21 protein-coding genes and 1 pseudogene are annotated in these 24,155 nt (G+C 72.0%); 11 read left to right on the forward strand and 11 right to left on the reverse strand.

The window, feature by feature from the left end:
* Window positions 1–7: 7 nt before the first annotated feature.
* Window positions 8–2,353 carry a S8 family serine peptidase gene (locus tag ACTMTJ_RS25030; protein WP_441220148.1) on the reverse strand — a complete coding sequence of 782 codons (2,346 nt, stop codon included), beginning with the start codon at window positions 2,351–2,353 and terminating at the stop codon, window positions 8–10.
* A gap of 33 nt (window positions 2,354–2,386) precedes the next feature.
* Between ACTMTJ_RS25030 and ACTMTJ_RS25035 the strand changes: the two genes are divergently transcribed.
* Both ACTMTJ_RS25035 and ACTMTJ_RS25040 read left to right on the forward strand, forming a co-directional pair.
* Window positions 2,387–4,168, forward strand: coding sequence for a glycerol-3-phosphate dehydrogenase/oxidase (locus ACTMTJ_RS25035; protein WP_441220149.1), 1,782 nt, complete (start codon window positions 2,387–2,389; stop codon window positions 4,166–4,168).
* Between the two features lie 204 nt (window positions 4,169–4,372).
* Window positions 4,373–4,708, forward strand: coding sequence for a hypothetical protein (locus ACTMTJ_RS25040; protein WP_441220150.1), 336 nt, complete (start codon window positions 4,373–4,375; stop codon window positions 4,706–4,708).
* Between the two features lie 399 nt (window positions 4,709–5,107).
* Here the strand turns inward: ACTMTJ_RS25040 and ACTMTJ_RS25045 are convergent, their stop codons facing one another.
* Window positions 5,108–6,502 carry an FAD-binding oxidoreductase gene (locus ACTMTJ_RS25045; protein WP_441220151.1) on the reverse strand — a complete coding sequence of 465 codons (1,395 nt, stop codon included), beginning with the start codon at window positions 6,500–6,502 and terminating at the stop codon, window positions 5,108–5,110.
* Window positions 6,503–6,538: 36 nt separating this feature from the next.
* Between ACTMTJ_RS25045 and ACTMTJ_RS25050 the strand changes: the two genes are divergently transcribed.
* Window positions 6,539–6,808, forward strand: a complete 270-nt coding sequence (locus tag ACTMTJ_RS25050; RefSeq protein ID WP_441220152.1) for a DUF4031 domain-containing protein — start codon at window positions 6,539–6,541, stop codon at window positions 6,806–6,808.
* Here ACTMTJ_RS25050 and ACTMTJ_RS25055 read toward each other — a convergent pair.
* Window positions 6,791–7,414, reverse strand: coding sequence for an HD domain-containing protein (locus ACTMTJ_RS25055; protein ID WP_441220153.1), 624 nt, complete (start codon window positions 7,412–7,414; stop codon window positions 6,791–6,793). The genes ACTMTJ_RS25050 and ACTMTJ_RS25055 overlap by 18 nt on opposite strands.
* A gap of 102 nt (window positions 7,415–7,516) precedes the next feature.
* Here ACTMTJ_RS25055 and ACTMTJ_RS25060 point away from each other — a divergent pair, with 102 nt between their 5' ends.
* The gene (locus ACTMTJ_RS25060; RefSeq protein ID WP_441220154.1) at window positions 7,517–8,647 is read left to right on the forward strand and encodes an FUSC family protein; all 1,131 of its coding nucleotides are present in this window, start codon (window positions 7,517–7,519) and stop codon (window positions 8,645–8,647) included.
* 33 nt (window positions 8,648–8,680) lie between these two features.
* Window positions 8,681–10,030: pseudogene (locus ACTMTJ_RS25065) on the forward strand (PrsW family intramembrane metalloprotease); the annotation flags it as partial.
* Here ACTMTJ_RS25065 and ACTMTJ_RS25070 read toward each other — a convergent pair.
* The gene (locus ACTMTJ_RS25070; RefSeq protein ID WP_441220155.1) at window positions 10,021–10,359 is read right to left on the reverse strand and encodes a GroES family chaperonin; all 339 of its coding nucleotides are present in this window, start codon (window positions 10,357–10,359) and stop codon (window positions 10,021–10,023) included. The pseudogene ACTMTJ_RS25065 and the gene ACTMTJ_RS25070 overlap by 10 nt on opposite strands.
* A gap of 90 nt (window positions 10,360–10,449) precedes the next feature.
* Between ACTMTJ_RS25070 and ACTMTJ_RS25075 the strand changes: the two genes are divergently transcribed.
* Window positions 10,450–11,748, forward strand: coding sequence for an AI-2E family transporter (locus tag ACTMTJ_RS25075; RefSeq protein ID WP_441220156.1), 1,299 nt, complete (start codon window positions 10,450–10,452; stop codon window positions 11,746–11,748).
* Window positions 11,749–11,752: 4 nt separating this feature from the next.
* Here the strand turns inward: ACTMTJ_RS25075 and ACTMTJ_RS25080 are convergent, their stop codons facing one another.
* Together ACTMTJ_RS25080 and ACTMTJ_RS25085 are read right to left on the reverse strand one after the other, a co-directional pair.
* Window positions 11,753–13,642, reverse strand: a complete 1,890-nt coding sequence (locus tag ACTMTJ_RS25080; RefSeq protein WP_441220225.1) for an ATP-dependent DNA helicase — start codon at window positions 13,640–13,642, stop codon at window positions 11,753–11,755.
* Between the two features lie 260 nt (window positions 13,643–13,902).
* Complete coding sequence (locus ACTMTJ_RS25085; protein WP_441220157.1) at window positions 13,903–14,616, reverse strand: hypothetical protein; 714 nt, start codon at window positions 14,614–14,616, stop codon at window positions 13,903–13,905.
* A 147-nt stretch (window positions 14,617–14,763) separates the two neighbouring features.
* Here ACTMTJ_RS25085 and ACTMTJ_RS25090 point away from each other — a divergent pair, with 147 nt between their 5' ends.
* Window positions 14,764–15,267, forward strand: coding sequence for a DUF402 domain-containing protein (locus ACTMTJ_RS25090; protein WP_441220158.1), 504 nt, complete (start codon window positions 14,764–14,766; stop codon window positions 15,265–15,267).
* A 147-nt stretch (window positions 15,268–15,414) separates the two neighbouring features.
* On the opposite strand, the gene sigJ is transcribed toward ACTMTJ_RS25090, so the two are convergent.
* A complete protein-coding gene (sigJ, locus tag ACTMTJ_RS25095; protein ID WP_441220159.1) occupies window positions 15,415–16,365 on the reverse strand; it encodes an RNA polymerase sigma factor SigJ in 951 nt (316 codons plus the stop codon).
* Window positions 16,366–16,544: 179 nt separating this feature from the next.
* On the opposite strand from sigJ, the gene ACTMTJ_RS25100 reads away from it, so the two are divergent.
* The 3 genes from ACTMTJ_RS25100 to ACTMTJ_RS25110 are packed head-to-tail and all read left to right on the forward strand — an operon-like array spanning window position 16,545 to window position 19,051.
* Window positions 16,545–17,423, forward strand: coding sequence for a PPK2 family polyphosphate kinase (locus tag ACTMTJ_RS25100; RefSeq protein ID WP_441220160.1), 879 nt, complete (start codon window positions 16,545–16,547; stop codon window positions 17,421–17,423).
* Window positions 17,420–18,046 (forward strand): DUF47 domain-containing protein, encoded by a 627-nt coding sequence (locus ACTMTJ_RS25105; protein ID WP_441220161.1) that lies wholly within the window; start codon window positions 17,420–17,422, stop codon window positions 18,044–18,046. The genes ACTMTJ_RS25100 and ACTMTJ_RS25105 overlap by 4 nt, the downstream gene beginning before the upstream one ends.
* Window positions 18,047–18,049: 3 nt before the next feature.
* Complete coding sequence (locus ACTMTJ_RS25110; RefSeq protein WP_441220162.1) at window positions 18,050–19,051, forward strand: anion permease; 1,002 nt, start codon at window positions 18,050–18,052, stop codon at window positions 19,049–19,051.
* 497 nt (window positions 19,052–19,548) lie between these two features.
* Here ACTMTJ_RS25110 and ACTMTJ_RS25115 read toward each other — a convergent pair whose 3' ends face one another.
* Entirely contained in the window at window positions 19,549–20,523 is a 975-nt protein-coding gene (locus ACTMTJ_RS25115) for a Gfo/Idh/MocA family protein (protein WP_441220163.1), read from the reverse strand.
* 31 nt (window positions 20,524–20,554) lie between these two features.
* Here ACTMTJ_RS25115 and ACTMTJ_RS25120 point away from each other — a divergent pair, with 31 nt between their 5' ends.
* Window positions 20,555–21,367: an NUDIX hydrolase gene (locus ACTMTJ_RS25120; RefSeq protein WP_441220164.1), complete on the forward strand. Its 813-nt coding sequence runs from the start codon at window positions 20,555–20,557 to the stop codon at window positions 21,365–21,367.
* Window positions 21,368–21,421: 54 nt separating this feature from the next.
* Here the strand turns inward: ACTMTJ_RS25120 and pstB are convergent, their stop codons facing one another.
* Genes pstB through pstC form a run of 3 tightly spaced genes read right to left on the reverse strand, consistent with a single transcriptional unit; the run spans window position 21,422 to window position 24,119 of the window.
* A complete protein-coding gene (gene pstB, locus ACTMTJ_RS25125) occupies window positions 21,422–22,315 on the reverse strand; it encodes a phosphate ABC transporter ATP-binding protein PstB (RefSeq protein WP_441220165.1) in 894 nt (297 codons plus the stop codon).
* Window positions 22,316–22,317: 2 nt separating this feature from the next.
* Window positions 22,318–23,232 (reverse strand): phosphate ABC transporter permease PstA, encoded by a 915-nt coding sequence (pstA, locus tag ACTMTJ_RS25130; protein ID WP_441220166.1) that lies wholly within the window; start codon window positions 23,230–23,232, stop codon window positions 22,318–22,320.
* On the reverse strand, window positions 23,232–24,119 hold the full coding sequence (pstC, locus tag ACTMTJ_RS25135) for a phosphate ABC transporter permease subunit PstC (protein WP_441220167.1): 888 nt from the start codon (window positions 24,117–24,119) through the stop codon (window positions 23,232–23,234). The genes pstA and pstC overlap by 1 nt, the downstream gene beginning before the upstream one ends.
* Window positions 24,120–24,155: the final 36 nt, after the last annotated feature.

Below are 24,155 nucleotides of genomic sequence, written 5' to 3' on the forward strand. Positions count from 1 at the left end.
CCGGCGGTCAGGACGCCGTGCGCGCCGCCTGCACCGCGGCGTACGCGTCGACCATCCCAGCGCCGGTCACGTCGACCGGGGCGCACTCGCCACTGCTGTCGCCGGGAGTGGCGGGCACCGCGGTGTCGCGCAGGATCTCGCGGGTACGGGTGAGGTCGCCGATCAGCCGCGGGTTGGCCGACCACATCAGCGCCACCACGCCGGCCACGTGCGGTGTCGCCATCGAGGTGCCGCTCAGCTCGGCGTACCCGCCGCCGGGCATCGCCGACAGGATGTCCTCGCCGGGCGCCACCACGTCCGGCTTGGCGAGGTCGGCGCCGGTCGGCCCGCGGCTGGAAAACTGCGTGACCTCCTTGCGCCGGTCGACCGCGCCGACGGTCTCCACGTCCGGGTACGGGGCGGGCGGGTCGTCGACCGAGCCGCAGAACGGGCCGGTGTTGCCGGCCGCGACCGCGAAGAAGACGCCGGCGGCCGCGAACGCCGCGGTCGCCGCGCGCAGCGCGCCCTCGTCACAGCCCTCGATCCGCGGGCAGCCCCACGAGTTTGTGAGGACGTGCGGGGCCCGCTCCGGCCGGCCGTCGGTGAAGGCGTTGCCCCCGAACGGGAACGGCGCCAGCATGAACTGCATGCAGTCGAGATAGCGGGCCGGGTTGCCGAGGTTGCGGTCGAGGTTGACACAGCCGACCCACTGCGCGCCGGGCGCGACCCCGACGGTGCGGCCCACGGCCGAGCCGAGCGTGTGCGTGCCGTGGCCGCCCCGGTCGGTGGGCGTGCGGGTGCCGTTCCACGGGTCGTACCAGGAGTCGTCGCCGCCCCGGAAGTTGCCGGACAGCGCGGGATGCCGACCGTCCACACCGGAGTCCGAGGTGCCCACCACCACGCCCGAGCCGTTGATGCCGAGCTGGGTGGCGGCACGGTCGGCGCCGATCAGCGAGATGTTCCACGGCGGGGCGGAGGGTGCGGGCTCATCGCCGTGCGCCACGCCGGGCTCGGCGGGCAGGGGGCGCAGCCGCTGGCTGAGCAGCACCCGGTCGACGTCGTGGCGCCGGGACAGCCACGCGCGGACGGCCGGCCCGCCGTCCACTTCCATGCCGTTGACGAGGTAGTACGGCGTGTAGTCCAGGTGCCAGCGGTCGAGCGTCTTACGCAGGTCGGCCTGGCTGCTCTGGGCATGCTCGACAAGCCGGCGGTAGACGTCGGCGACGCGCGCCTCGCGGCTCGCGGTGGCCACGCCGGTCAGGTCGGCCTGCGACTTGAGGATGACGAAGAGGCGTTCGCCGTGCAGGCCGGGCTGCCCCGGGCCCAGGTAGATCGCCCCACCGGTGATTGCGAGGAGCACGACCGCCCCCGCACCGACCCACCGTCCGGCGAGCCGGGTGCGTGCCAGCGTTGTGCCGGTTGACGCTCGCTCCGCTCCCGCAGTGCCCGGGGTGCTGGCAAGGTCCGCCCTCGTCGCTGCGCTCCTCGGGCCGGACCTTGCCAGCACGAGGGCGTACCCGATGCCGATGACGAGTGCGACGGCGAGTGAGACGGCGGCGGCGATGGCCGCCCAGACGGGCAGATCCCGCCCGGTGCTGAGCAGCAGCGTGATTTCCTCCGGATCGGCGAACGCCAGCGGGCCCAGCGCGGCGACCGCGACCAGCGGCCCGGCGCCGCGCAGCGCGGCGGCCGCGAAACCCAGCGGCGGCAGCACCAGCATCGCGGCAAGCTGGGCGCCGGCCTGGCCCACGCCGGCGGCGAGCAGCAGGAGCGCGACACCGGCGATCAAGCCGCCGAGCACGACGCCGTAGCGCTCCCAGAAGCCGGCGTTCAGGATCGCGGCGGCGAGCCAGCCGACCGCCGCGGCCGCGAGCACCGCGAGCACCGTCTCCGCCAGCCCGCCGAGTGCGCCGATCCACAGCCAGGGGAGCAGGACGGCGAGCCCGCCGGCGAAGCCGAGAGCGGGCAGCGAGGGGCGGCCGTGCAGGAGAGCGGCGGCACCCGCGGCGGCGAGGGTGAAGAGGGCGAGGTAGAGCTCGTTGCGCGGCTCGGGCACCGCGCGCAGCAGGCCGAGGCCGGCGAGCGCGGCGGCGCCCATCAGCCACACGCGGCCGGCGGTGCGTATCGCGGGGGAGCGGGGTACGAACGCCAGGATGACCGCGGGCGTGCCGGCCAGCACCGCGTTGACGACCGCGACGACCGGCCAGGTCCAGGTCGGCGTGTCCAGCCCGGTCACCAGCAGCACCTGGTCGGCCAGCCAACCCACCGCCTGGCTCAGGACGGTCACCACGACCGCCCACACACCGATCGCCGCGGCGGCGGCCACCACCCACGGGCTGGTGGGCCTTTCTGGCACCGGGGAGGGATACGCCATGAGCGAAACAGTACGGCCGGTTACCGTGGACGGGTGCGAGACCCTGCTGTATCCCGGTACGCCGCCAGCGAGCTCTCACCGGAGCGCCGCGCCGCCGACGTTCACCGGCTGCGGACCGAACGCTTCGATGTGCTGGTCATCGGCGGCGGCGTCACGGGCGCGGGCGCCGCGCTGGACGCCGCGTCCCGCGGGCTCAAGGTCGCGCTGGTCGAGGCCCGTGACCTCGCGTCGGGTACCTCCAGCCGGTCCAGCAAGCTGATCCACGGCGGCCTGCGTTACCTGGAGCAGCTGGAGCTCCACCTCGTGCACGAGGCGCTCACCGAGCGCGGCCTGCTCGCCACCCGCCTCGCCCCGCACCTGGTGCGTCCGGTGCCGATCCTCGTGCCGCTGCCCGGCGGCCACTCGCCGCGGGAGTTTCCGGCCCGTGCCTGGCGCCGGGCGTACTACGGGGCGGGTGTCGCGGCGTACGACGTGTTCGCGGGGCTTTTCGGCGGCGGGCGGGGTATGCCGCTGCACCGCCATCTGACCCGCGACGGTGCCCGCCACGTCTTCCCGAGCCTCCGCCCGGACGTGATGGCCGGCGCGGTCCGCTACTACGACGGGCAGGTCGACGACGCCCGCCTGGTGGTCACGCTCGCGCGTACCGCGGCCAGCCTCGGCGCGGCCGTCGTGACCAGCGCCCGTGCCGTCGGCATGGTGCGGCAGGCGCGGGAGGTGACGGGGGTACGGGTACGTGATCTGGAGTCGGCCACGGGCGAGTTCGAGGTGCGGGCGCGCACCGTGATCGCGGCGACCGGGGTGTGGAGCGACGACATCTCCGCGATGCTCGGCGACGTGGGTGTGCGGCCCGGGCTGCGGGTGCGTGCCTCGAAGGGCGTACACGTGGTGGTGCCCCGCTCGGCGATCACCGGCGACGCGGGGCTGATCCTGCGCACGCCCACCTCGGTGCTCTTCGTGCTGCCGTGGGGCGGCCACTGGATCATCGGCACCACCGACACCGACTGGCAGCTCGACCGCGACCACCCGGCCGCGTCGGCGCGTGACATCGAGTACCTGCTCGACCAGGTCAACGCCGTCCTCGACCGGCCAGTGTCCACATCGGACATCGAGGGCGTGTACGCCGGGCTCCGCCCGCTGCTGTCCGGCGAGGCCGACTCGACGTCCAAGCTCTCCCGCGAGCACGCCGTCGTCGAGCCGATGCTCGGGCTGATGCTGGTGGCCGGCGGCAAGTACACGACCTACCGCGTGATGGCCGCCGACGTGGTCGACCGGGCGGCGCGGCGGCTCGGCGTGCGCGTGCCCTCGCGCACCGCGGACCTGCCCCTGCTCGGCGCGGACGGATACCCGGCGATGTGGCGCGACAGGCTCGACCTGGCCCGGCGGCACGGCGTCCAGGCCGGGGTGCTGGAGCACCTGCTCGAGCGGTACGGCACGCTGGCACCGCAGCTGATCGCGATGATCCACACCGAGCCGGCGCTAGCCGCGCCACTGGCCGGTGCGCCGGAGTACCTCGCGGCCGAGGTGGCGTACGCCGCCCGTGCCGAGGCCGCGCTGCACCTCGACGACGTGCTGACCCGGCGCACGCGGATCTCGTTCGAGACGCCCCACCGTGGCACCGAGTCGGCCCAGCACGCGGCCGAGATCATGGGTGTGGTGCTGGGCTGGGACGCCGACACGCAGGCCCGCGAGGTGGAGCACTACCTGGCCCGCGTCGAGGCGGAGCGGCAGTCGCAGAAGATGCCCGACGACGCCACGGCGGACGCGGCCCGTCTCGGCGCGCCGGACGTTCGCGGCGGGAGCCCACTGGCCTCGTAAGCGGAACCGGGTGGGCGTACCGTCCGTCCCATGAGGATGGCCTATGGGCGTCTATGTGTGCTTGTGGTGCTCGCGCTGGCCGCCTGCACGGCGGATCCGACCGCCAGCCCCGCTCCTTCCCCATCGCCATCGTCCTCGCCGTCGCCGTCCTCCCTCGCGCCGCCGACCACGGCCGGGCCCTCGCCGACGGCCAAGGCGGCTGGTGTGACCGTGGAGCGGACCGGCGGCTTCGTGGGCATCGACCAGAACATCAGCGTCGAGCCGGACGGGCGGTGGACGTACTACCGCAGCCGCGTCGGCGCGGGCGGCGGCACGCCAGTGCGCGGCCGGCTCAACGAAGCCCAACTCGCCGACCTCCAGGCGCTCCTCGCCGACCCCGATCTGGGCCGCGAGGCGAGCGAGCCGGCTGAATGCGCGGACGGCTTCACCTACACGCTGGTAACCGGACCGACCAAGATCCAGTGGGCCGACTGCGGCACCGGCTCCCCACCGACAGCGATGCGCATAGTCGACCTGCTGTCCACCAGCACCGCGTTCTAGAGGGCTTCGGGGTCAGGGTCGCCGCTCGTCGTGGCGTTGCATCGAGGCAGATTTGCCCACGTCCGTGTCAGCTGCGGACCGTATGCTCCCGCGGGCACCGCTCCCGGCCGGCGGCTCGCAGCGCTCGCCGAAATCCCCGGCCGTCCACTGCCAGGTCCGCGGGACAAGCCCCTATCTGCGACACCCTGACGGTGTGTCACCAAGTGGCGCGGCGACCACCGCACCGACCCGCGGGCACCCCGTCCGACAAGGTCCCGCCGGGCTTGCGGCGCGGACCTGGCAGCGCGGGTCGGGGGTCTCGGCGAGCGCCAGCTCGCCGCCGACCCGCGCGTACTCCGGCGGGAGCGGCGGTCCGCAGCTGACGCGGACCCGGGAGACCTGCTCCGAAGGGGGTCCGATTTAGAGGACCTTGCCGGGGTTGAGGAGGCCGTCGGGGTCGAGGGCGGACTTGATGGCCTGCTGCACGCGCACGCCCACCGGGCCGATCTCGCGGGCCAGCCACTCCCGTTTGAGCAGGCCGACGCCGTGTTCGCCGGTGCATGTGCCGCCGAGCGAGAGCGTCAGCTCCACGATGTCGTCGAACGCGTGCTGGCAGCGTGCCACGCTCGCCGGGTCGGCGCGGTCGACCACGATGTTGGGATGCATGTTGCCGTCGCCGGCGTGGCCTACCACGCCGATCGCTACGCCGCGCTGGGCGGCGATCCTTTCGGTGCCGTCGAGCAGGGTGGACAGCGCCGAGCGGGGCACGGCGACGTCGTCGATGATCAGGCCGCCGTTGCCTTGGGGGAACATCTCGGCCGCGTACTTCTCCATCGACGCGTGTGCCAGCCGGCGTGCCTGTAACAGCTGGGCGGCCTCGATCGAGTCGGTGGCCGCGTACACCTCGTCGGCGCCGGCCTCCTCGCACAGCGCGGCGATCCGTTCGAGGTCGGCGGCGGCCCGGCCACCGGTGTCCGAGGCGGCCAGCAGCAGCGCCTTCGCCTCGGTGCGCAGGCCCATCGGCTGGTACGCCTCCAGCGCGATCAAGTGGGTCTGGTCGAGCAGCTCCAGCAGGCTCGGCGAGAGGCCCTGCGCGGCGATGGCGGCGACGGCGGCACCGGCGGCGGCCGTGGACGGGAAGAGGGCCACGAGCGTGAGCGACTCCTCGGCGGCCGGGCGCAGGCCCACGGTGATCTCGGTGATCACGCCGAGCGTGCCCTCCGAGCCGACGAAGAGGCGGGTCAGGTCGTAGCCGGCCACGCCCTTGGCGGTGCGCCGCCCCGTGCGCAGCACCTCGCCGGAGGCGAGCACGACCTCAAGCCCGAGCACGTACTCGCTGGTGACGCCGTACTTGACGCAGCACATGCCGCCCGCGTTGGTGGCCACGTTGCCGCCGATGGTGGACGACTCCCACGAGCCGGGGTCGGGCGGGTAGCGCAGGCCGTGCCGGGCCACCTCCGCCGCGAGGGCGGCATTGACCACGCCGGGCTGGAGCACCGCGATGCGGTTGACCGGGTCGACCTCGAGGATGCGGTCCATGGCAACGGTGGAGAGGACGATTCCGCCCTCCACCGCGTTGGCGGCGCCGGCCAGGCCGGTGCGGGCGCCCTGCGGCACGAGCGGCACGCGATGCTCGGCGGCGATCCGTACGACGGCGGACACCTGCTCGGTCGTGCGCGGGCGTACCACCACGGCCGGCAGGCCCGCCGCGACAAGGTCGGCCTCGTCGCGCGAGTGCCCCATGAGCAGGTCGGGGTCGGTCAGGACGGCCTCGGCGGGGAGGGCGGCACGCAGCGCGTCGAGCAGGTCGGCCATGTCTCGGAGGCTATCCCGCCGGGTTACGGTGGCCCCATGCTCTACGTCGACCCGCCCGCCTGGCCAGCGCGGGGGCGGCTGTGGTCGCACCTGGTCAGCGACGTGTCGTACGAGGAGCTGCACGCGTTCGCGGAGATGCTCGGCGCGCCCCGGCGCGGGTTCGACCGCGATCACTACGACCTGCCGGCCGAGCGGGTGCCGATGGCGGTGTGGCTGGGCGCGCGGCTCGTCACCAGCCGGGAGATCGTCCGCCTCCTGCGTGGCGCCGGCCTGCGCCGCCCGAAGCACCTAAGCCAGCGCGCGTAGCTCGCGCTCAAGGTTGGCCCGCGCCGGTGCCTCCCAGCGCTCGGCCAGCGCGGGGCGGCGGTAGAGCGCCGGCAGGTCGAGCAGGCTGGTGAGCACGGCCGCCCGCCCGGCCCGGAAGAGTTCGTCGGGCACGTGCGCGTACTCCCGGCGCACCGCGGCGGCGTAGGCGTCGTACTCGGCCGGCGGGCGGGCCAGCACCGCCAGGTCCGCGTCGCACAGCAGCTCGCCGTCGCCGTCGCCGGGCGTCACCGCGTGTCCGGCGGTGAGCAGCACCAGCCGCGCCACCTCGGCGGCGACCGGCTCGGGTACGCCCAGCGTGGCAAGCTCGGCGCGGGCGAGCGCGGCGCTCTCCCGCTCGTTGGCGTCGCCCGGTGAGCGCGGGTCGTACACGGCGTCGTGGTACCAGGTCGCCAGGCGTACCGGGTCGCCGCCGCCCTCGGCGTCCACGATGGACAGCATCGCGGCGAGGTGGTCGACGGTGTGGTAGTGCCGCTGCGGCTCCCGCCAGCGGGCGAGCAGGGCCTCGCCGGCCGCGCTCAGGGCCTCGTCACCGGCCGTCGCACCGGCACCACGCGCCGCTGCGACCCAGCGCTCAACAAGCGTCATGTGCCGATCATGCCGGTAGTCTCCCGGCATGAGCGGGAGCCGGGAGGCTACGGACCGCGACCACGACGGCGGACGAGCGCCGAGCGGCGGAGCGGGGTAAGCATGGCGCTGGCGACCGATGGGCTGGCCCGGCGCACCGGCGCCCACCTGCGTGACCGCGTCCGGCGCGTGCGGATGAACGTGCTGCTCGCCCTCCAGACCGGGATCGCCGCCGGCCTGGCATGGCTGATCGCGCACGAGCTGATCGGCCACCGCGCGCCGTTCTTCGCGCCGATCGCGGCCGTGGTCACGCTGGCCGTGTCGGTGGGCCAGCGGCTGCGGCGCGCGTTCGAGCTGGTCTTCGGCGTGGCCATCGGCATCGCGGTCGGTGACGTGCTGATCTACCTCATCGGCAGCGGGCCGTGGCAGATCGGGCTCGTGGTCACGCTCGCGATCGTGACGGCGATCTTCGCCGGCGGCGGGTCCGCGCTGATCACCCAGGCCGCCTCGTCCGCCGTGCTGGTCGCCACGCTCACCCCGCCGACGACCGGGATCTCCTACGACCGCTTCGTCGACGCCCTCGTCGGCGGCCTCGTGGGGCTCGGCGTGATGGCGCTGCTGCTCCCGCTCAACCCGTTGACGGTGGTGGGTCGCGCGGCCGGGCCGGCCCTGGACGTACTCGCGGACGGCCTGACGGAGACCGCCGACGCGCTGGCGGCGCGCGACGGTGACCAGGTGGAGGCGGCGCTGGCGCGGCTGCGGGCGGCGGAGGGCGACCTCCGCGCGCTCCAGGAGGCGATCGAGGCGGCGAGCGAGACCGCGGCGCTGGCACCGGTGCGATGGCGGACCCGGGGTGCGCTCAACCAGTACATCGACGCGGCCGAGCACGTCGCGCGGGCGCTGCGCAACAGCCGGGTGTTGCTACGGCGGGCGCTGGTGCTCGTGCGTGACGGCGAGGAGCTACCGCCGGCGCTGGTCGAGGCCGTGCGGGCGCTCGGCGAGGCGGTGACCTGGCTGCGCCGGGAGCTGGCCGACGCGGTCGAGCCGGTGGCCGCCCGCGAGCGGGCGCTGCGGGCGGCGAGCGAGGCCGGCGTCGCGTACGCGGAGGGGGTCGGCTTCTCCGGGAGCGTCATCGTCGCCCAGGTCCGCTCCACGGCCGTCGACCTGGTGCGGGCGACCGGCCTGGAGGCTAAGGAGGCCAACCGCCTGGTCCGGCGGGCGGTCGGCCGGCACGTCCCGGCGGACCCCCGCTGACGCTCGGGGGCGAAAGCTAGGCTGGGCGGCATGAGTGACGTCGCGGCGGCGCCGCCGTCCCGGCGGTCGGCGGTCCGGCGCGGCCTCCAGGTCGGTGCGGTCATCCTTTTTATCGCGGTCTGCGCGATCGTGATGCTGGGCTTCCTGGGCTACAACATCGGCGTCACCGCGCTGATCGTCGGCCTCGTGGCGGCCGTGCTGCCGGTGCCCGCGCTGGTCGCCTGCTTCCTGTGGCTCGACCGGTACGAGCCGGAGCCGGCCAAGTACCTCGTCTTCTGCTTCGCCTGGGGCGCGTTTCCCTCGACGCTGGCCGCCCTGACCGTCAATTCCAGCGCCGCTGCGCTCTTCGAGCGGTGGGGCATCCCGGACGCGCTGGTGGCGGTGCTGGTCGCCCCGTTCATCGAGGAGACCGGCAAGGCGCTCGGGCCCTTCCTGCTGCTGTGGCGGCGCCGGCGCGAGTGGTCCGGCATCACCGACGGCATCGTCTACTGTGGCCTGTCGGCGCTCGGCTTCGCCATGGTGGAAAACATCCTCTACCTCGGCGGCCACGGCTACGCGTCGGGCGCCGACCAGTACGGCCCGGCGACCGGCGCGCAGATGGTGTTCGCCCTGTTCATCGGGCGCATCCTGCTCTTCGGCTTCGCCCACCCGCTCTTCACCTCGATGACCGGCGTGGGGCTGGGCATCGCCGCCCGCACCGGCGAGCGGCACATCCGGTGGATCGCCCCGCTCGCCGGCCTGCTGCTCGCGATGATCCTGCACGGCTCGTGGAACCTGATCCCCACGCTCGCCCAGGCCACCGGCGAAAACCTCATCCTGCTGTACGGGTTCATCGGCGTGATGGTGCCGGTGTTCTTCGGCATGGTCGGCTTCGCGGTGTGGCTGCGCAGCTGGGAAGGGCGGCTCACCGAGCGCACCCTCCCGGAGTACGTGCGGGCCGGCTGGCTTTCCCCGCCCGAGGTCGCCGCGCTCGGCAGCCTGGGGCGGCGGCACTCCGCCCGGCGGTGGGCGCGGCGGGTGGCCGGCGAGGCCGGGCTGAAGGCGATGCGGGGATACCAGTTCGCCGCGACCCGGCTGGCGTTGCTGCGCGACGGGATGCGCCGGGGGCTCTACCGTGCACCTGACGAAGTGGAGCGGGCGCTCGCGGAGGAGCGGCAGCTGCTGGAGGCGATCACCGGCTACCGCCAGGCGTTCGCGGGGCGCGACCCGCAGGCGCCGGTGGCCCGCTGGGATGGCGCCCGCTACGCGGTGACGTTTCCGGACGGGGTGGCCCGCACACTCGAGCCGCCGGACGAGCCGGTGGTGCCGATCCCTGTCGTGCTGGCTCCGCCACCGCCGCCGCCACCGGCCCCCTACTACGGGTACTACCGGCCTTACAGGTAGAGGCCGGTCGCGTCGGGCTCGACCCGCTGGGCGGCCACGGCGTGCACGTCGCGCTCGCGCAACAGCACGTACTCCCGGCCGTGCAGCTCGACCTCGGAGCGGTCGTCGGGGTCGAAGAGCACCCGGTCGCCGGCCACTATCGAGCGCACGTGCGGCCCGACGCCGACGGCGGTGGCCCACGACAGCCGGCGTCCCATGACGGCGGTCGCCGGTATCACGATGCCAGCTGTCGACCGGCGCTCGCCCTCGTTGCCCTCTTGGCGAACGAGAACACGGTCATGCAGCAGCCGGATCGGCAAGCCCGGATCGAGGTCGGGATCGGCGGTCACGTACGGAACGCTACAGCCTCCCGATGTGGGGGAGAACTCAGGGACGAATGGACCGGGCTGAGAGGTTCGTGCCCGATACGGTAGGGAACGTTGTGGCAGCGGAGGGGGTGTTTCGTGAGTCGGGTCGAGCGGGTGCGGGCTAATCTGCGCCGGGCGTACGAGGCGGGTCGCGAGACCGTGCGCGCGCGCCGCGAGGAGGCACGCCGCGCCGCCGAGGCGGGTAACGGCAACGGTGCGTTCCGTGAGGAGGAGCCGCCCGTCACGACCCCTCCGGATGTGCACTCGACGACGGCGAGCCGCGACGACGGCGAGGTGCCCCGCTCCCTGCGCATCGCGGCGGCGTGGTCGTGGCGCCTGATCGTCCTGGGCATCATCGTGTGGGCGCTGGTCCAGGTGATCAGCCGGGTCCACATCGTGATCATCCCGCTGGTGATCGCGCTCCTGCTCTCCGCGCTGCTGTCACCGGCCGTCCGCTGGCTGCTGCGCCTCGGCTTCCCCCGCTCGCTCGCCACCGCGGTCGTGCTCATCGGCGGCCTCGCCGCGGTCGCCGGCACGCTGACGCTGGTCATCACCGAGTTCATCGACGGCCTGCCCCAGCTCAGCGACAGCGCGACGCAGGGCATCCGGCAGATCCAGGACTGGCTTCAGACCGGGCCGCTGCACCTGTCCGACAAGCAGATCGACAGCTACGTCGACACCGCGGAAAAGTGGCTCGACGACAACACCGAGTCGCTCACCAGCGCCGGCGTCTCCACCGCGACCACGCTCTTCGAGGTGCTCACCGGGATGTTCCTGGTGCTCTTCTCGACGTTCTTCTTCCTCCGCGACGGTGGGCGCATCTGGCGCTTCATAGTGCGGATGCTGCCGCTGCGGGCCCGGTGGCAGGTCGACGACGCGGGCCGGGCCGGCTGGCTGACGCTGGTGGCATACGTGCGGGCGACGGTCCTGGTGGCGTTCATCGACGCGGTGGGCGTGGGCGTGGCCGTGTGGATCCTCGGCGTGCCGTTCCCGCTGCCGCTGGCCGCGCTCGTCTTCCTCGGCGCGTTCATCCCGATCGTCGGTGCCACCCTCTCCGGCGCGGTCGCGGTGCTCATCGCGCTCGTCGACCGCGGCTGGGTAAGCGCGCTGATCCTGCTCGGCGCGGTGATCGCGGTGCAGCAGCTCGAAGGCCACGTGCTCCAGCCGCTCATCATGGGCCGCGCGGTGGCGATCCACCCGCTCGCCGTAATCGTGGCGATCGCCGCCGGCGTGGTGCTGGCCGGCATCGTGGGCGCGCTGGTGGCGGTGCCGCTGGTCGCCGTCCTCAACACGGCCATCCGTCGCCTGAGCAACCCGCGCCGTCCGGAGGTGCCCCCCGAGGCGGTCGTGGTGAAGGCGACGCCGCCCTAGGGCGCTAGCTTTCGCGGAGGCGTTTGAGGGCGCCGAGGGCGACCTCGCGCTTCGTCGTATACCAGAACGGGGGCAGCGACTTGCGCAGGAAGGGACCGTAGCCGCGGGCCGTCTCCAGCCGCGAGTCGAGCACCGCCACCACGCCCTTGTCGCCGTTTGAGCGGATCAGCCGGCCCACGCCCTGCGCCAGCCGGATCGCCGCGATCGGCACGCTCACCGACGCGAAGCCGGATCCGCCCTTCGCGTCGACCGCCGCCGCGCGCGCCGCGGCCAGCGGCTCGTCGGGGCGTGGAAACGGCAGCCGGTCGATGACCACGAGCTGGCAGGAGTCACCCGGCACGTCGACGCCCTGCCACAGCGACATCACGCCGAACAGGCAGCTGGCCCGCTCCTCGCGGAAGCGGCGGACGAGCAGCGGCAGCGCCTCCTCGCCCTGGAGCAGCACGGGCAGGTCGGTCTTGGCCCGTAGCAGCTCCGCCGCCTGCTGGGCGGCCCGGCGGGAGGAGAAGAGCCCGAGTGTGCGGCCGCCGAGCGCGCCGACCAGCGCGAGCAGCTCCTCACCGGCGGCGTCGGGCAGGCCGGAGGCGGCGGGCCGGGGCAGGTGTGAAGCCACGTAGAGGATGCCCTGCCGCGGGTAGTCGAACGGCGATCCGACGTCGAGCGAGTGCCAGTCGCCGTCGTCGCCATCTTTGCCGTCGGGCGCCGCCAGCCCCAGCGCCCTCGCCACGGTCTCGAACTGGCCGCCGAGCGTGAGCGTGGCCGAGGTCGCGACGACCGTGCGTTCGTCGTACAGGTGGGTGGCGAGCGTGCCCGCCACGGAAAGTGGCGCGACCACCAGCGCGCGGCGGCTGCCGACGTCTGGCTTTTCCACCCAGGCCACGTCGTGGGCCGCCTCCTCCAGCAGGCGCTGCGCGGTCTTGGAGAGCTCGTCGAGCACCGCCTTGGCCTGCTGCTTGCGGACCGGGTCGGGGTCGTCGGACTTGATGTCGCCGATCGCTTCGAGCCCGGTGCGGGTCGCCGCGTCGAGGAGCGTGCACGCACCGCTCAGCGCCGGCGGCAGCCCGGTCGTGATGCGCCCGGCCGGCGCCTCGGCGAGCCCGACCGTGAGCGCGTCGCCCGCCTCGGCAAGCGCCTCGTATGCCTCCGGAGAGATGAACGTGCGGGCGCGTCGCGCCGCCCGGTCGACCATGTCGGGCGTCAGCTCGGCCTGCGCCGCGGACGAGACGCGATCGGCCAGCTCGTGCGCCTCGTCGACGACGAGCAGCTTGTGTGGCGGCACGATGTGGCGCCCGGCCAGCATGTCGACGGCGAGCAGGCTGTGGTTGGTCACCACGATGTCGGCCTCGCGGGCCCGCGCGCGGGAGGCCTCGGCGAAGCAGTCCCCGCCATACGGACAGCGGTTGGCGCCGACGCACTCCCGCGCCGGCATCGACACCTGCCGCCACGCGGTGTCGTCGACGCCCGGGTCGAGCTCGTCGCGGTCGCCGGTGGTCGTCTTCATCGCCCACTCGCGCAGCCGCTGGATCTGCTTGCCCAGCCGGCCCGCCTCACCCAGCCACTTGGTCGCGCCCGGGGCAGGCGCGTCGAAGAGGCCGTCGTCGGGCTCCTCCTCCGCGGAGTTGTCGAGCCGGGCCAGGCACAGGTAGTGGTGCCGCCCCTTCAACACCGCGAACGTCGGCCGCCGGCGCAGCACCGGCTCGACCGCGTCGGCCAGGCGCGGCAGGTCGTGGTCGACGAGCTGGGACTGGAGGGCGAGCGTGGCCGTGGAGACCACGACGGGCCCGTCGACGAGCAGGGAGGGCGTGAGGTAGGCCAGCGACTTGCCGGTGCCGGTGCCCGCCTGGACGAGCAGGTGCTCGCCGGTCTCGATCGAACGCTCGATGGCCAGCGCCATCTCCTGCTGGCCAGGCCGCGATGTACCACCCGGGACCGCGCCGACCGCCGCGGCCAACAAGTCCGTCGCCGTCGGCTCCTGCCCGCCGGAGCGGGGCTTTGGGGCCGTGGAGGGTGACGGTGGTGCGTTGGTCGCGGTGGTCACCGTGCGACCGTACCCGCCCCCACCGACGCATCCGCGCTTATCCACAAGCGGCGCGCGTTATCCACAGGCCCTTGCCCTGAACGCGACGGCGGGCATCACCCGGAGTGGCGCGGCGATCAGGTGTGGAAGCCGAGACGTCGCAGCATTTGTTCCGGGTCGGCGGCAAAGGACATTAGTTCGCCCAGCTCCCGCGGTAAGAGGTCACCGATTCCGGCCCATGCACGCTCGTGTGCATCCTGCAAAAGATGGCACACCTGGCGTGCGACTTCGTCACTGCCGGCCGCGGTGATCCAGCGATCGGCAAATTCGATCTCGGTCACCTGGCCCGCCTGCGTGGTAATGGTCAATTCGCCGCCTGGGCTGGTCAGGCGTGATTTCTCGGTGAAATGGTGTTCGAGTTGGTGGCGCGCTTCATCGAGCTGGCGCTCGGCATCGTCGAGCAACGGCAGCAGGTCGCGAATCAGGTCCGGGCCGGACACGCCGGCTAGCGACCCGCCGGCCGCCGGTGTGCGGTCGAGCAGTGCCGCGGTCGCAGGCGCGCTGCCCGCCCCCACGGCTTCCACGCGCCGGGCCTGCGCTTCTCCCACCGCGGACAGGATGGCGCGGGCGAGACCGGCCGGATCTGTTTCCTGCCGCCAATCGCGCGACACCACCACGTCTGTGGCACGCCCATGACTGTCCACAATCACACGCACCAAACTGTTTCGATCTTCTCCGGTGTAGCGAAATCGCGGATCGTGCTTTGCGGACAGCCGTGTGGTAAGGGCATCGGCTCGCGCGCGTAGTGCGTCGAGATCGGCGAGGAGTCGGGCACTGTCGTACTCGGACATATCATGGCCTCATCGTCTTTTCGAAGCGCCGCCGGCGAATACTGTACGACAACGGATTGCGAAAAACGAAGTTTCTCGATGGGTGGCCGAGCGGCCGGACAGAGGACGTGCCCATCCACCGATCGGGGCATCGGTTAGGGTTCGGGCATGTCGAGCGACATGGTCCGGGTCGTCTACCGCAAGTACGACGGCACAGCCCACCGTGACTATCCCGCGCGCCGGCTGGCCGAAGACGACCTGGGCACCTGGCTCGGCGTGAGCGCGGGCACCCGCTCCGTCTACCACGGGCGCCCCTCGGTGGAGCAGATCCCGTTCGTGGTGCTGGTGCCGCACGACGCGTGGTGGACCGGCATGTTCAACCCGCCGCCGCGTACCAGCGAGGTGTATTGCGACATCGCCACTCCCGCCGAGTGGGACGGCGACACGGTCCGCATCATCGACCTGGATCTCGACGTCGTGCGGCGGCGCGCGACCGGCGCGGTGGAGCTGCGCGACGAAGACGAGTTCGCCGAGCACCGCGAGCGGTTCGGCTATCCCGCCGACGTGGCCGACAACGCCCAGGGCGCCGCACGGTGGCTCCTCGGCGCGCTCGGCGACGGCACCGAGCCGTTCGCGTCCGCGTATCGAAAGTGGCTGGCCCTGGTCGCCTAGAAGATCCCCGGACCTGTCATCCTGACGCAGCGTCACCGGCGGTTACTCGCGGCGACGAGACCCCTGTTGCCTTCCCGGATCGCCGGTCCGGGAACAGGCATCCTCCGAAAGGTCCGCGCCGGCCGCGGCCCGGGACAGATCTGCCCTTTAGAGGCCCGGCGGTGGCCAGGCCGTGCCCTCGGCGGGCAGCGGCTGCACGGCGGCGGTCTTCTCCGGGCTGATCTGGTTGAAGACGCCGGTGATCCGGCCGTCTGCCACCGCGAACGCCATGACGCCGCGAAACGGGCGCCCGTCTTTGTAGATGCCTTCGACTTGGATGCCGAACCCGCCGTTGACCGCGACCGGAGCCGCCCGGACCTCCAGCATGAACTTGCCGGCCTGCTTGAAGAGGCCGAGCAGGAAGCGGGCCACCTCGGCGGCGCCGGAGAGTGGGCGCCCGGCTGCGGGGAAGGCGCCGCCACCGTCGCCGATCATCACGGCGTCGGGTGCCAGCACCGCCAGCAGCGCGTCGACGTCGCCGGACTCCACGGCGGTGAAGAACGCGGCGACGAGGCGGCGCTGCTCAGCCAGGTCGGCCGTGTGTTTGGGTGGGCCGTCGGCGACCGCCCGGCGGGCCCGTGAGGCCAGCTGCCGGGCGGCCTCCACGGTCGTGCCCAAGGCGTTCGCGATCTCGTCGAACGGCACCGCGAACACGTCGTGCAGCACGAAAGCGATCCGCTGCTCGGGCGTGAGGCGTTCGAGCACCACGAGAAGCGCGATGCTCACTTCGTCGGAGCGGGCCGCCAGCTCCGCGGGGTCCGGGCCGCCGTCGGGCAGGCGGCTCACGAGCGGCTCCGGGAGCCATTGACCTGGGTACGCCTCGCGGCGTACCCGCGCGGAGCGCAGCACGTCGAGGCAGATGCGGCCGACCGTGGTCGTGAGCCAGCCGCGCAGGTCACGGATCTGGGCGCGGGCGGCCGGGTCGGCGAGCGCGTCAGCGTACCGCAGCCAGGTCTCCTGCACGGCGTCTTCGGCTTCGGCTCGGCTGCCGAGCATCCGGTAGGCCACCGCCGTCAGGTGGCTCCGCTCTGCCTCGAACTCCGTGGCGAGATCCCGCACCCGTCCAGTGTTACCCACCTTAGGGTCTATCTGGTGGATCTTGTGGGGCTGCGGCGGCGGGCCCAGGCGACGGCCAGCGGCATCCCTGGACCGCCGCCTGGACCTCGCCTCGCACCCACAAGATCCACCAGATAGACCCTAAAGCGGCGCAGACGCCCTGGGTAAGCGATGATCGGTGGATGACGTCTGTACCTGAGCTGCTGCGCGTCGGTCCGGCTGTTGATCTCAAGGACATCGACCCGAGCTCCACACCCGGTCTGCCCGGCCGTAGGGTGACCGGCAAGGACCCGAAGGGTTGGGCTCGCGAGCAGCTCGGGTCTCTGGGCGTCGAGCTCGCGCGCCAGCAGGAGATGCTGTTCGCGGCCGCGAAGGCCGCCGGCGACCGCCGCCGGCTGCTGCTGGTGCTCCAGGCGATGGACTGTGGCGGCAAGGACGGCACCATCAAGAAGGTCGCCGGCGCGATGAACCCGCTCGGCCTGCACATCGTCGGCTTCGGGCCGCCGACCGAGGAAGAGCTCAAGCACGACTTCCTGTGGCGGATCCGGCGCGCCCTGCCGCCCGCCGGGCTGGTGGGTGTCTTCAACCGTTCGCACTACGAAGACGTGCTCGTCGCGCGGGTCGCCTCGCTCGTGCCGGAGCGGGTGTGGCGGTCGCGGTACTGGCAGATCAACGGCTTCGAGCGCGAGCTGGCCAACGAGGGATTCACGCTCGTCAAGGTCATGCTCCACATCTCATACAGCGAGCAGCGCGAACGCCTTCTGGAACGGTTGACCGACCCGACCAAGCACTGGAAGTACAATCCGGCCGATGTAGACGCCAGGTCCCGGTGGACGGACTATCAGGCGGCCTACAACGATGCGCTTAGCCGCTGCTCGACAGACCATGCCCCGTGGTACGTCGTGCCGGCCGACCGCAAGTGGTACCGCGACTGGGCAGTCGCGAACATCGTGCTGGAGGCGTTGAAGGATATGCGTTTGTCGTACCCCGAAGCTGACTTCGACCTCGACGCGGAGCGTCGGCGGCTGGAAGCGGACCGCGCGCCGGCGATGGCCTCGTGAGGTTCTCCTTCCGGCCCACGGAGGGCGCCTTCTACGAGCTTTTCACCAAGGCTGCGCAGAATCTGGTCCGCGGCACCGAGTTGCTCAACGAGCTCGCGCTCCCCGGCGTCGACGTGCAGTCGGTCAGCGAGCGGCTCACCGAGGTCGAGCACGACAGCGACCAGATCACGCACGAGCTGTACCAGAAAATCAACTCCTCGTTCATCACGCCGTTCGACCGCGAAGACATCTACCGGCTCGGCTCGCAGCTCGACGACGTGATGGACCACCTGGAGGCGGTCGGAAGCCTGCTCTACCTCTACGGGCTCACCAAACTCCCCTCGCTGCCCCGCGAGATGCACGAGCTGATCGCGGTGCTCGACGAGCAGGCCAAACTGACCGCCGACGCGATGCCCCGGCTGAAGACGATGAAGGCCCTGGAGGACTACTGGATCGAATGCAACCGGCTGGAAAACAACGGCGACCGCGCGTACCGGATGCTGCTGGTGCGGCTCTTCTCAGGTGAGTACGACGCGTTGACCGTGCTGAAGATGAAGGAGGTCGCCGACGAGCTGGAGGCGGCCTGCGACGCGTTCGAGCACGTGGCCAACACGGTCGAGACCATCGCGGTCAAGGAGTCTTAGCCGTTGAGCGGGGAGCTCGTCGCTGTCCTCGCGGTGATCGTCATCGCGCTGGCGTTCGACTACACGAACGGTTTTCACGACGCGGCCAACGCGATCGCGACGAGCGTCTCCACGCGCGCCCTCACGCCGCGGGTGGCCCTGCTGATGGCCGCGGTCGGCAACTTCGTGGGCGCACACTTCGGCGCCGGCGTGGCCAAGACGGTCGGTGCCGGCCTCGTCGCGCTGCCGACCGGCCGGGACAGCCTCGGCATCGTCTTCGCCGGCGTGCTCGGCGCGATCGTGTGGAACCTGATCACCTGGTACTTCGGCCTGCCCTCCTCGTCGTCACACGCGCTGATCGGCGGGCTGGTGGGCGCCACGCTCGCCGCCTCCGGCACCGTGCTGTGGCGCGGGATCGTCGAAGACGTGATCCTGCCGATGATCCTGTCGCCCCTCGTCGGCTTCGTGCTGGGCTTCCTGGTCATGCTCGCCATCCTGTGGATCTTCCGGCACGGGCATCCGGCCAAGCTCAACCGTGGATTCCGTATCGCACAGACCGTCTCCGCGGCCTTCATGTCCGTCGGCCACGGCATGCAGGATGCCGCGAAGACCATCGGCATCGTGGTGCTCGCGCTCTACGTCGGCAGATACCAGGGGAGCCCCGAGCATATCCCGGAGTGGACATTCTGGGCCTCGGCGACCGTGCTGGCGCTCGGCACGTACGCGGGCGGCTGGCGGATCATCCGCACGCTCGGCCGCAAGATCGTCGACCTCCGCCCGCCGGAGGGCTTCGCGGCGGAGACGGTGGCCAGCTCCGTGCTGTACTTCAACGCGCTCGTGCTGCACGCACCCATCTCCACCACCCACACGATCACCTCGGCGATCATGGGCGTGGGTGCGACCAAACGCCTCTCCGCGGTGCGGTGGGAGGTGGCGGGCACGATCGTGGGCGGCTGGGTGCTGACCTTCCCCGCCGCCGGCCTGATCGCGAGCCTCGCGTATCTGGTGGTCCGCCCCCTCTTCTGAGCGGCCTGGTGCGGTTGGCCCACAAACGTTGGCCGGCTTTCGCCGGACCGGCGAAGGTGGTGGCCTACCGCACCAGAGCTTTCGGAGTCAGGGTCGCCGCCGCCCTAGGGTCACTTTCCCAGGGCAGATTTCCCCCGTCCGCGTCAGCGGCGGACCGTATGCTCCCGCGGGCACCGCTCCCGGCCGGCGGCTCGCAGACCGAGCCGAGATCCCCGGCCGTCCACTGCCAGGTCCGCGAGCCAAGCCCCGAAGGATCTCGCGGCCCACCCCCGGCCGCACCTCGCGGCCGTTACTGTCGGCGACGAAGCTCCGCTGTCCGCCCTCGCGCCGATCCGGCAACAGACATCGTGGGCAAATCGTCACCCCGCAAGGGGTGACGCGACCAACCGCGAAGGGTGAGGCCGCGGGAGCAGCGGTCTGGACCACGACGGACGTCGCGGTAGCTCAAATCTCCGTCCTCACAGGAATTCAGGGCTAGCCACCCCGACAAAAGGTCCTTAGTACGAGACGCCGATCTGCTCGCGGATCTTGTCGAGCAGCTCCATGACCTGGATCGTCGCCGCGTGCGGCACGAGCGGGCTCTCGGTCAGCCCTTCGCGGAGGCAGCGCTGCACCTCCGCGGCCTCGTACCGGTAGCCGAGGCCCTCGCGCGGCACCTCCACGACCTCCGGCTCCGCGCCGTCCCGGTGCAGCGTGAACCGGTCCGGCCGGAAGAACGGCGGGTCGAGGACGATCCGCCCCGTGGTGCCGCTGACCGTGGCACCGAGCGCGGTCTGGCCGAGCATGCCGCTGGTGAGCGCGGCCAGGGCTCCCGAGTCGTACCCGAAGATGATCCCGGTGTTTTCGTCTGTGCCCTCGGGACCGATCTTGGCCCAGGCGCGCACGTGCTCGGGCATGCCGAGGATCAGGTGGGCGAAGCTGACCGGGTAGACGCCGAGGTCGAGCAGCGCGCCGCCGCCCAGCTCCGGCGCCCGCATCCGGTGGGTCGGCTCGAACGGGCCGGCCACGCCGAAGTCCGCGTGCACGCTGATCACCTCACCGATCGCGCCGTCGCGGATCAGCTCGACCATCCGCAGCACGCTCGGGTTGCACCGCATCCACATGGCCTCCATCAGGAAGAGGCCGCGGTCGCGGGCCAGGTCGATCAGCTCGACCGTGGTGGTCAGATCCAGCGTGAACGGCTTTTCGCACAGCACCGCCTTCCCGGCCTCCAGCAGGATGCGGGTGGCGGCGTAGTGGGCGGAGTGCGGCGTGGCCACGTAGACGACCTCCACATCGGGGTCGTCGGCCAGTTCGCGCCACGACCCGTACGCCCGCGGGATGTCGTGCTTGCCGGCGAACGCCTGCGCCGACTCGGGCGACCGAGACCCGACGGCCACGATCTCCGCGTCCGGCATGAGCTTCAGGTCGTGTACGAAGGCGGTGGCGATGCCACCGGTGGCCAGGATCCCCCAACGCGTGCGCTCACTCATGACTCGCGATCGTACGGGCATACTGGGGCCGATGACTGACGTGGACGGGTGGCGGCTGCCGGAGGCGTTGGTCGCGCAGGTGCGGCGGTTCGAGGCCGGCGAGAGCGGGCCGGCGCCGCCGCCGCGGCTCGCCGCCACGGTCGTGCTGTTGCGGCCCGCCGGCGGTGGCTTCGAGGCGTACGTGCTGCGGCGGGCGGCCTCGATGGCGTTCGCCTCGGGGATGTACGCCTTTCCGGGTGGCGGGGTCGACCCGGCCGACGCCGGTGCCGATATCGGCTGGGCCGGGCCGCCGCCGGAGCAGTGGGCTTACCGTCTCGGGCGCCCCGCGGGTGAGGCGCAGGCGGTGGTGTGCGCGGCCGTGCGCGAGGTCTTCGAGGAGTCCGGCGTGCTGCTCGCCGAAGGGGCGGGCGGTGACGATCTGGAGGCCGACCGCCAGGCGCTCGTCCGCCGGGACGCCAGCCTGGGCGAGCTGCTGGCCCGGCGTGGGCTCGTGCTCCGCTCGGACCTGCTGGGCGCGTGGGCGCGCTGGGTCACGCCGGAGTTCGAGCCCCGGCGCTTCGACACCTACTTCTTCGTCGCCGCGCTGCCCGAGGGGCAGCTGGCCCGCGACGTCTCGGGCGAGGCCGACCTCACGATGTGGGTACGGCCGGCGGACGCGGTCGCGCGCTACGAGGCCGGCCAGATCGCCATGCTGCCGCCTACCGTCGTGATGCTGCGTGAGCTCGCCGGGTACCCGGACAGCGCGGCGGTGCTGGCGGCGGCGGCCGCGCGGGACGCGGCGACGGCCGTGACACCGCGCGCGGAGATCGCCGCCGACGGCACCGTGCGGCTGCGGATCACGTAAAAGCAAGCGGCCGGGCGACCCGCGGGCCGCCCGGCCGTAAGCCGGTGGAGCGGGTCAGCCGAAGCGGCCGGTGATGTAGTCCTCGGTGCGCTTGTCGCTGGGGTTGGTGAAGAGCTTGCCGGTCTCGCTGAACTCGACCAGCCGCCCGTGCCGCACCTGCTTGTCGTCAACCTCGGCGGTGAAGAACGCTGTGTAGTGGCTGACGCGGGCGGCCTGCTGCATGTTGTGCGTGACGATGACGATCGTGTACGACTTCGTCAGCTCGTGCATCAGGTCTTCGATCTTGCCGGTGGCGATCGGGTCGAGCGCGGAGCAGGGCTCGTCCATCAGGATCACGTCCGGGCGGACGGCGATCGTGCGGGCGATGCACAGCCGCTGCTGCTGACCGCCGGAGAGGGAGAGGCCGCTCTGCTTGAGCTTGTCTTTCACCTCGTCCCACAGGGCGGCGCCGGTGAGCGCCTCCTCGACCTGGTCGCTGAGGTTGCCCTTGATGCCGTTGATCCGCAGCCCGTACGCCACGTTGTCGAAGATGGACTTCGGGAACGGGTTGGGCTTTTGGAACACCATGCCGATGCGGCGGCGCACCTGGATCGGGTCGACATCCTTGGCGTAGAGGTCCTGGCCGTGGTAGGTGACCTTGCCGGCCACGCGGGCGCCGGGGATCAGGTCGTTCATCCGGTTGAGCGAGCGCAGGATGGTCGACTTGCCACAGCCGGACGGGCCGATCATGGCGGTGATCTGGTTTTGGCGAATCGGCAACGTGGTGCCGCGGACGGCCTCGTAGTTGCCGTAGAAGACGCTGACGTCACGCAGGTCCATGACGGGAGCGCCGGCTGCCTGCGGCGTGTCGACACCGACGGCACCCCAACCGCTGCTGGGCGCGCCGATGCTGACAGAGGGGCGGTCGCTGGCGGTCACTGTCTCCACCTTGGGGTCGGGCCTGGTCATGTTCAGCGCTCCTTAATAGCGAAGCGGTTTGCAATGATGCGGGCAATGATCGTGAAGAGCAGCACGATCACGATCAGGGTCAGCGCGGCGCCCCATGCCCGGTCCTGAGGAGGCACGAACGGCTCGCTGGCGTTGCGGAAGATCTGGGCGGTCAGTGCCGTGTTCTCGCCGCTGAAGGGGTTCCAGTTCGTTTCGTTGACGGCGCCGACGACGAAGAGGATCGGCGCAGTCTCGCCCGCGGCGCGAGCGATCGCCAGCAGCGCGCCGCTGGTGATGCCCGAGATCGCGGCCGGCAGCACGACCGTGAGGGTCGTGCGCCACTTCCGGGCGCCCAGCGCCAGGCTGGCCTGGCGCAGCTCGTCGGGCACCAGCCGGAGCATCTCCTCGGTGCTGCGGATGACCACCGGGAGCATGAGGCAGGCCAGCGCGAGCGCGCCCGCGAAGGCGGTCCGCTCGTCGAAGGTCAGCACCCAGATCGTGTAGATGAACAGACCCATCACGATCGAGGGCACACCGGTCATGATGTCGGCCAGCATCCGGATGATCCGGGCGAGCGGCCGCTGTTTGCCGTACTCGTTGAGGTAGATCGCGCCCAGGACGCCGAGCGGGATCGCCATCAGGGCCGCGATGCCCGTGGTGAGCAGCGTGCCGACGATCGCCGGCCACATACCCCCGCCGGCGCGCCTCGTCGAGAGCGAGATGTCCTCGGAAAGGAACTCCCAGCTCATCACGCCGCCGCCCTTGGCGATCACCGAGTAGATCACCAGGCCGAGCGGGACGACCGCGACGATCAGGGCGAGCACGATGGCCCCCGTGGCGATCTGGTTGGTGATCCGGCGCCGGGCGGAGAGGGAACGGCGGGTCAGGTCGGGCGCGCCGGCACCTGGCCGACTGACACGCTCAGCCGTGGTCGTCATCACGCCGCTCCCTTCATCCGGATCTCGGCACGGCGGACGATGGCCTGCGCCACGGTGTTGATGATCACCGTCATCACGAACAGTACGACGCCGAGGCCGATCAGGGCGGCGGTGAAGTCGCCCGTCGATTCGCCGATCTGGTCGACGATCACCGCCGGCAACGCGTTGCCGCTGGCGAAAACGTTCGCGGTGATCTGGGTCGAGCTACCGATGATCAGGGCGACCGCGATGGTCTCGCCCATGGCCCGGCCGAGGCCGAGGATGACGGCGCCGACCAGGCCGCCGAAGCTGTGCGGGAAGACCGCGCCGCGGATCATCTCCCAGCGGGTGGCGCCGAGGGCGAGCGCCGCGTCCTTGTCGGCCCGCGGCACGGTGCTGAACACCTCGCGGGAGATCGACGTGATGATCGGCGTGATCATGATGGCCAGGATGAGCCCGGCGGTCATGAAGCTCCGGCCGCTGCCGACCGGCTCGCCGAAGAGCGGGATCCAGCCCAGCACGTCGTGGAACCACTGGTAGATCGGCACGAGCTTGGGGGCGACGACGAGGACACCCCACAGGCCGAAGACCACCGACGGCACGGCCGCGAGCAGGTCGATCACTGTGACCGCAGGGCCGCGCAGCCGGCGCGGGGCCAACTCGGTGAGGAAGAGTGCGATGCCGAGGGAGACCGGCACCGCGAAGATCAGCGCGATGAGGGAGACGACCGCCGTGCCGAAGATGAACGCGAGCGCGCCGAAGACCCCGGCCGGCGGGTCCCAGGTCTTGCTGGTGATGAAGTCGAGGCCCATCTTGCTCAGCGCCGGCCACGCCTCGCGAGTGGTCGTGATGAGGATGAGAGCGAGCACGGCGAGCACCAGCAGGCCCGCCCCGATGGTCAACGCCATGAAGGAGCGGTCGGCCCTCGGGCCGCCGCCCCGGCT

The sequence above is a fragment of the Phytohabitans sp. LJ34 genome, from assembly GCF_052068095.1.
Taxonomy (GTDB): Bacteria; Actinomycetota; Actinomycetes; order Mycobacteriales; family Micromonosporaceae; genus Phytohabitans.

What these genes read in the sequence shown, in the direction of transcription:
- ACTMTJ_RS25030 (WP_441220148.1), bottom strand. Translation starts at nt 2,353, where the DNA reads ATGGCGTATCCCTCCCCGGTGCCAGAAAGGCCCACCAGCCCGTGGGTG.
- ACTMTJ_RS25045 (WP_441220151.1), bottom strand. Translation starts at nt 6,502, where the DNA reads ATGGCCGACCTGCTCGACGCGCTGCGTGCCGCCCTCCCCGCCGAGGCC.
- ACTMTJ_RS25050 (WP_441220152.1), top strand. Translation starts at nt 6,539, where the DNA reads ATGCTCTACGTCGACCCGCCCGCCTGGCCAGCGCGGGGGCGGCTGTGG.
- ACTMTJ_RS25055 (WP_441220153.1), bottom strand. Translation starts at nt 7,414, where the DNA reads ATGACGCTTGTTGAGCGCTGGGTCGCAGCGGCGCGTGGTGCCGGTGCG.
- ACTMTJ_RS25060 (WP_441220154.1), top strand. Translation starts at nt 7,517, where the DNA reads ATGGCGCTGGCGACCGATGGGCTGGCCCGGCGCACCGGCGCCCACCTG.
- ACTMTJ_RS25080 (WP_441220225.1), bottom strand. Translation starts at nt 13,642, where the DNA reads ATGGCGCTGGCCATCGAGCGTTCGATCGAGACCGGCGAGCACCTGCTC.
- ACTMTJ_RS25085 (WP_441220157.1), bottom strand. Translation starts at nt 14,616, where the DNA reads ATGTCCGAGTACGACAGTGCCCGACTCCTCGCCGATCTCGACGCACTA.
- ACTMTJ_RS25090 (WP_441220158.1), top strand. Translation starts at nt 14,764, where the DNA reads ATGTCGAGCGACATGGTCCGGGTCGTCTACCGCAAGTACGACGGCACA.
- ACTMTJ_RS25100 (WP_441220160.1), top strand. Translation starts at nt 16,545, where the DNA reads ATGACGTCTGTACCTGAGCTGCTGCGCGTCGGTCCGGCTGTTGATCTC.
- ACTMTJ_RS25115 (WP_441220163.1), bottom strand. Translation starts at nt 20,523, where the DNA reads ATGAGTGAGCGCACGCGTTGGGGGATCCTGGCCACCGGTGGCATCGCC.
- ACTMTJ_RS25120 (WP_441220164.1), top strand. Translation starts at nt 20,555, where the DNA reads ATGACTGACGTGGACGGGTGGCGGCTGCCGGAGGCGTTGGTCGCGCAG.
- pstB (WP_441220165.1), bottom strand. Translation starts at nt 22,315, where the DNA reads ATGACCAGGCCCGACCCCAAGGTGGAGACAGTGACCGCCAGCGACCGC.
- pstA (WP_441220166.1), bottom strand. Translation starts at nt 23,232, where the DNA reads ATGACGACCACGGCTGAGCGTGTCAGTCGGCCAGGTGCCGGCGCGCCC.
- pstC (WP_441220167.1), bottom strand. Translation starts at nt 24,119, where the DNA reads ATGGCGTTGACCATCGGGGCGGGCCTGCTGGTGCTCGCCGTGCTCGCT.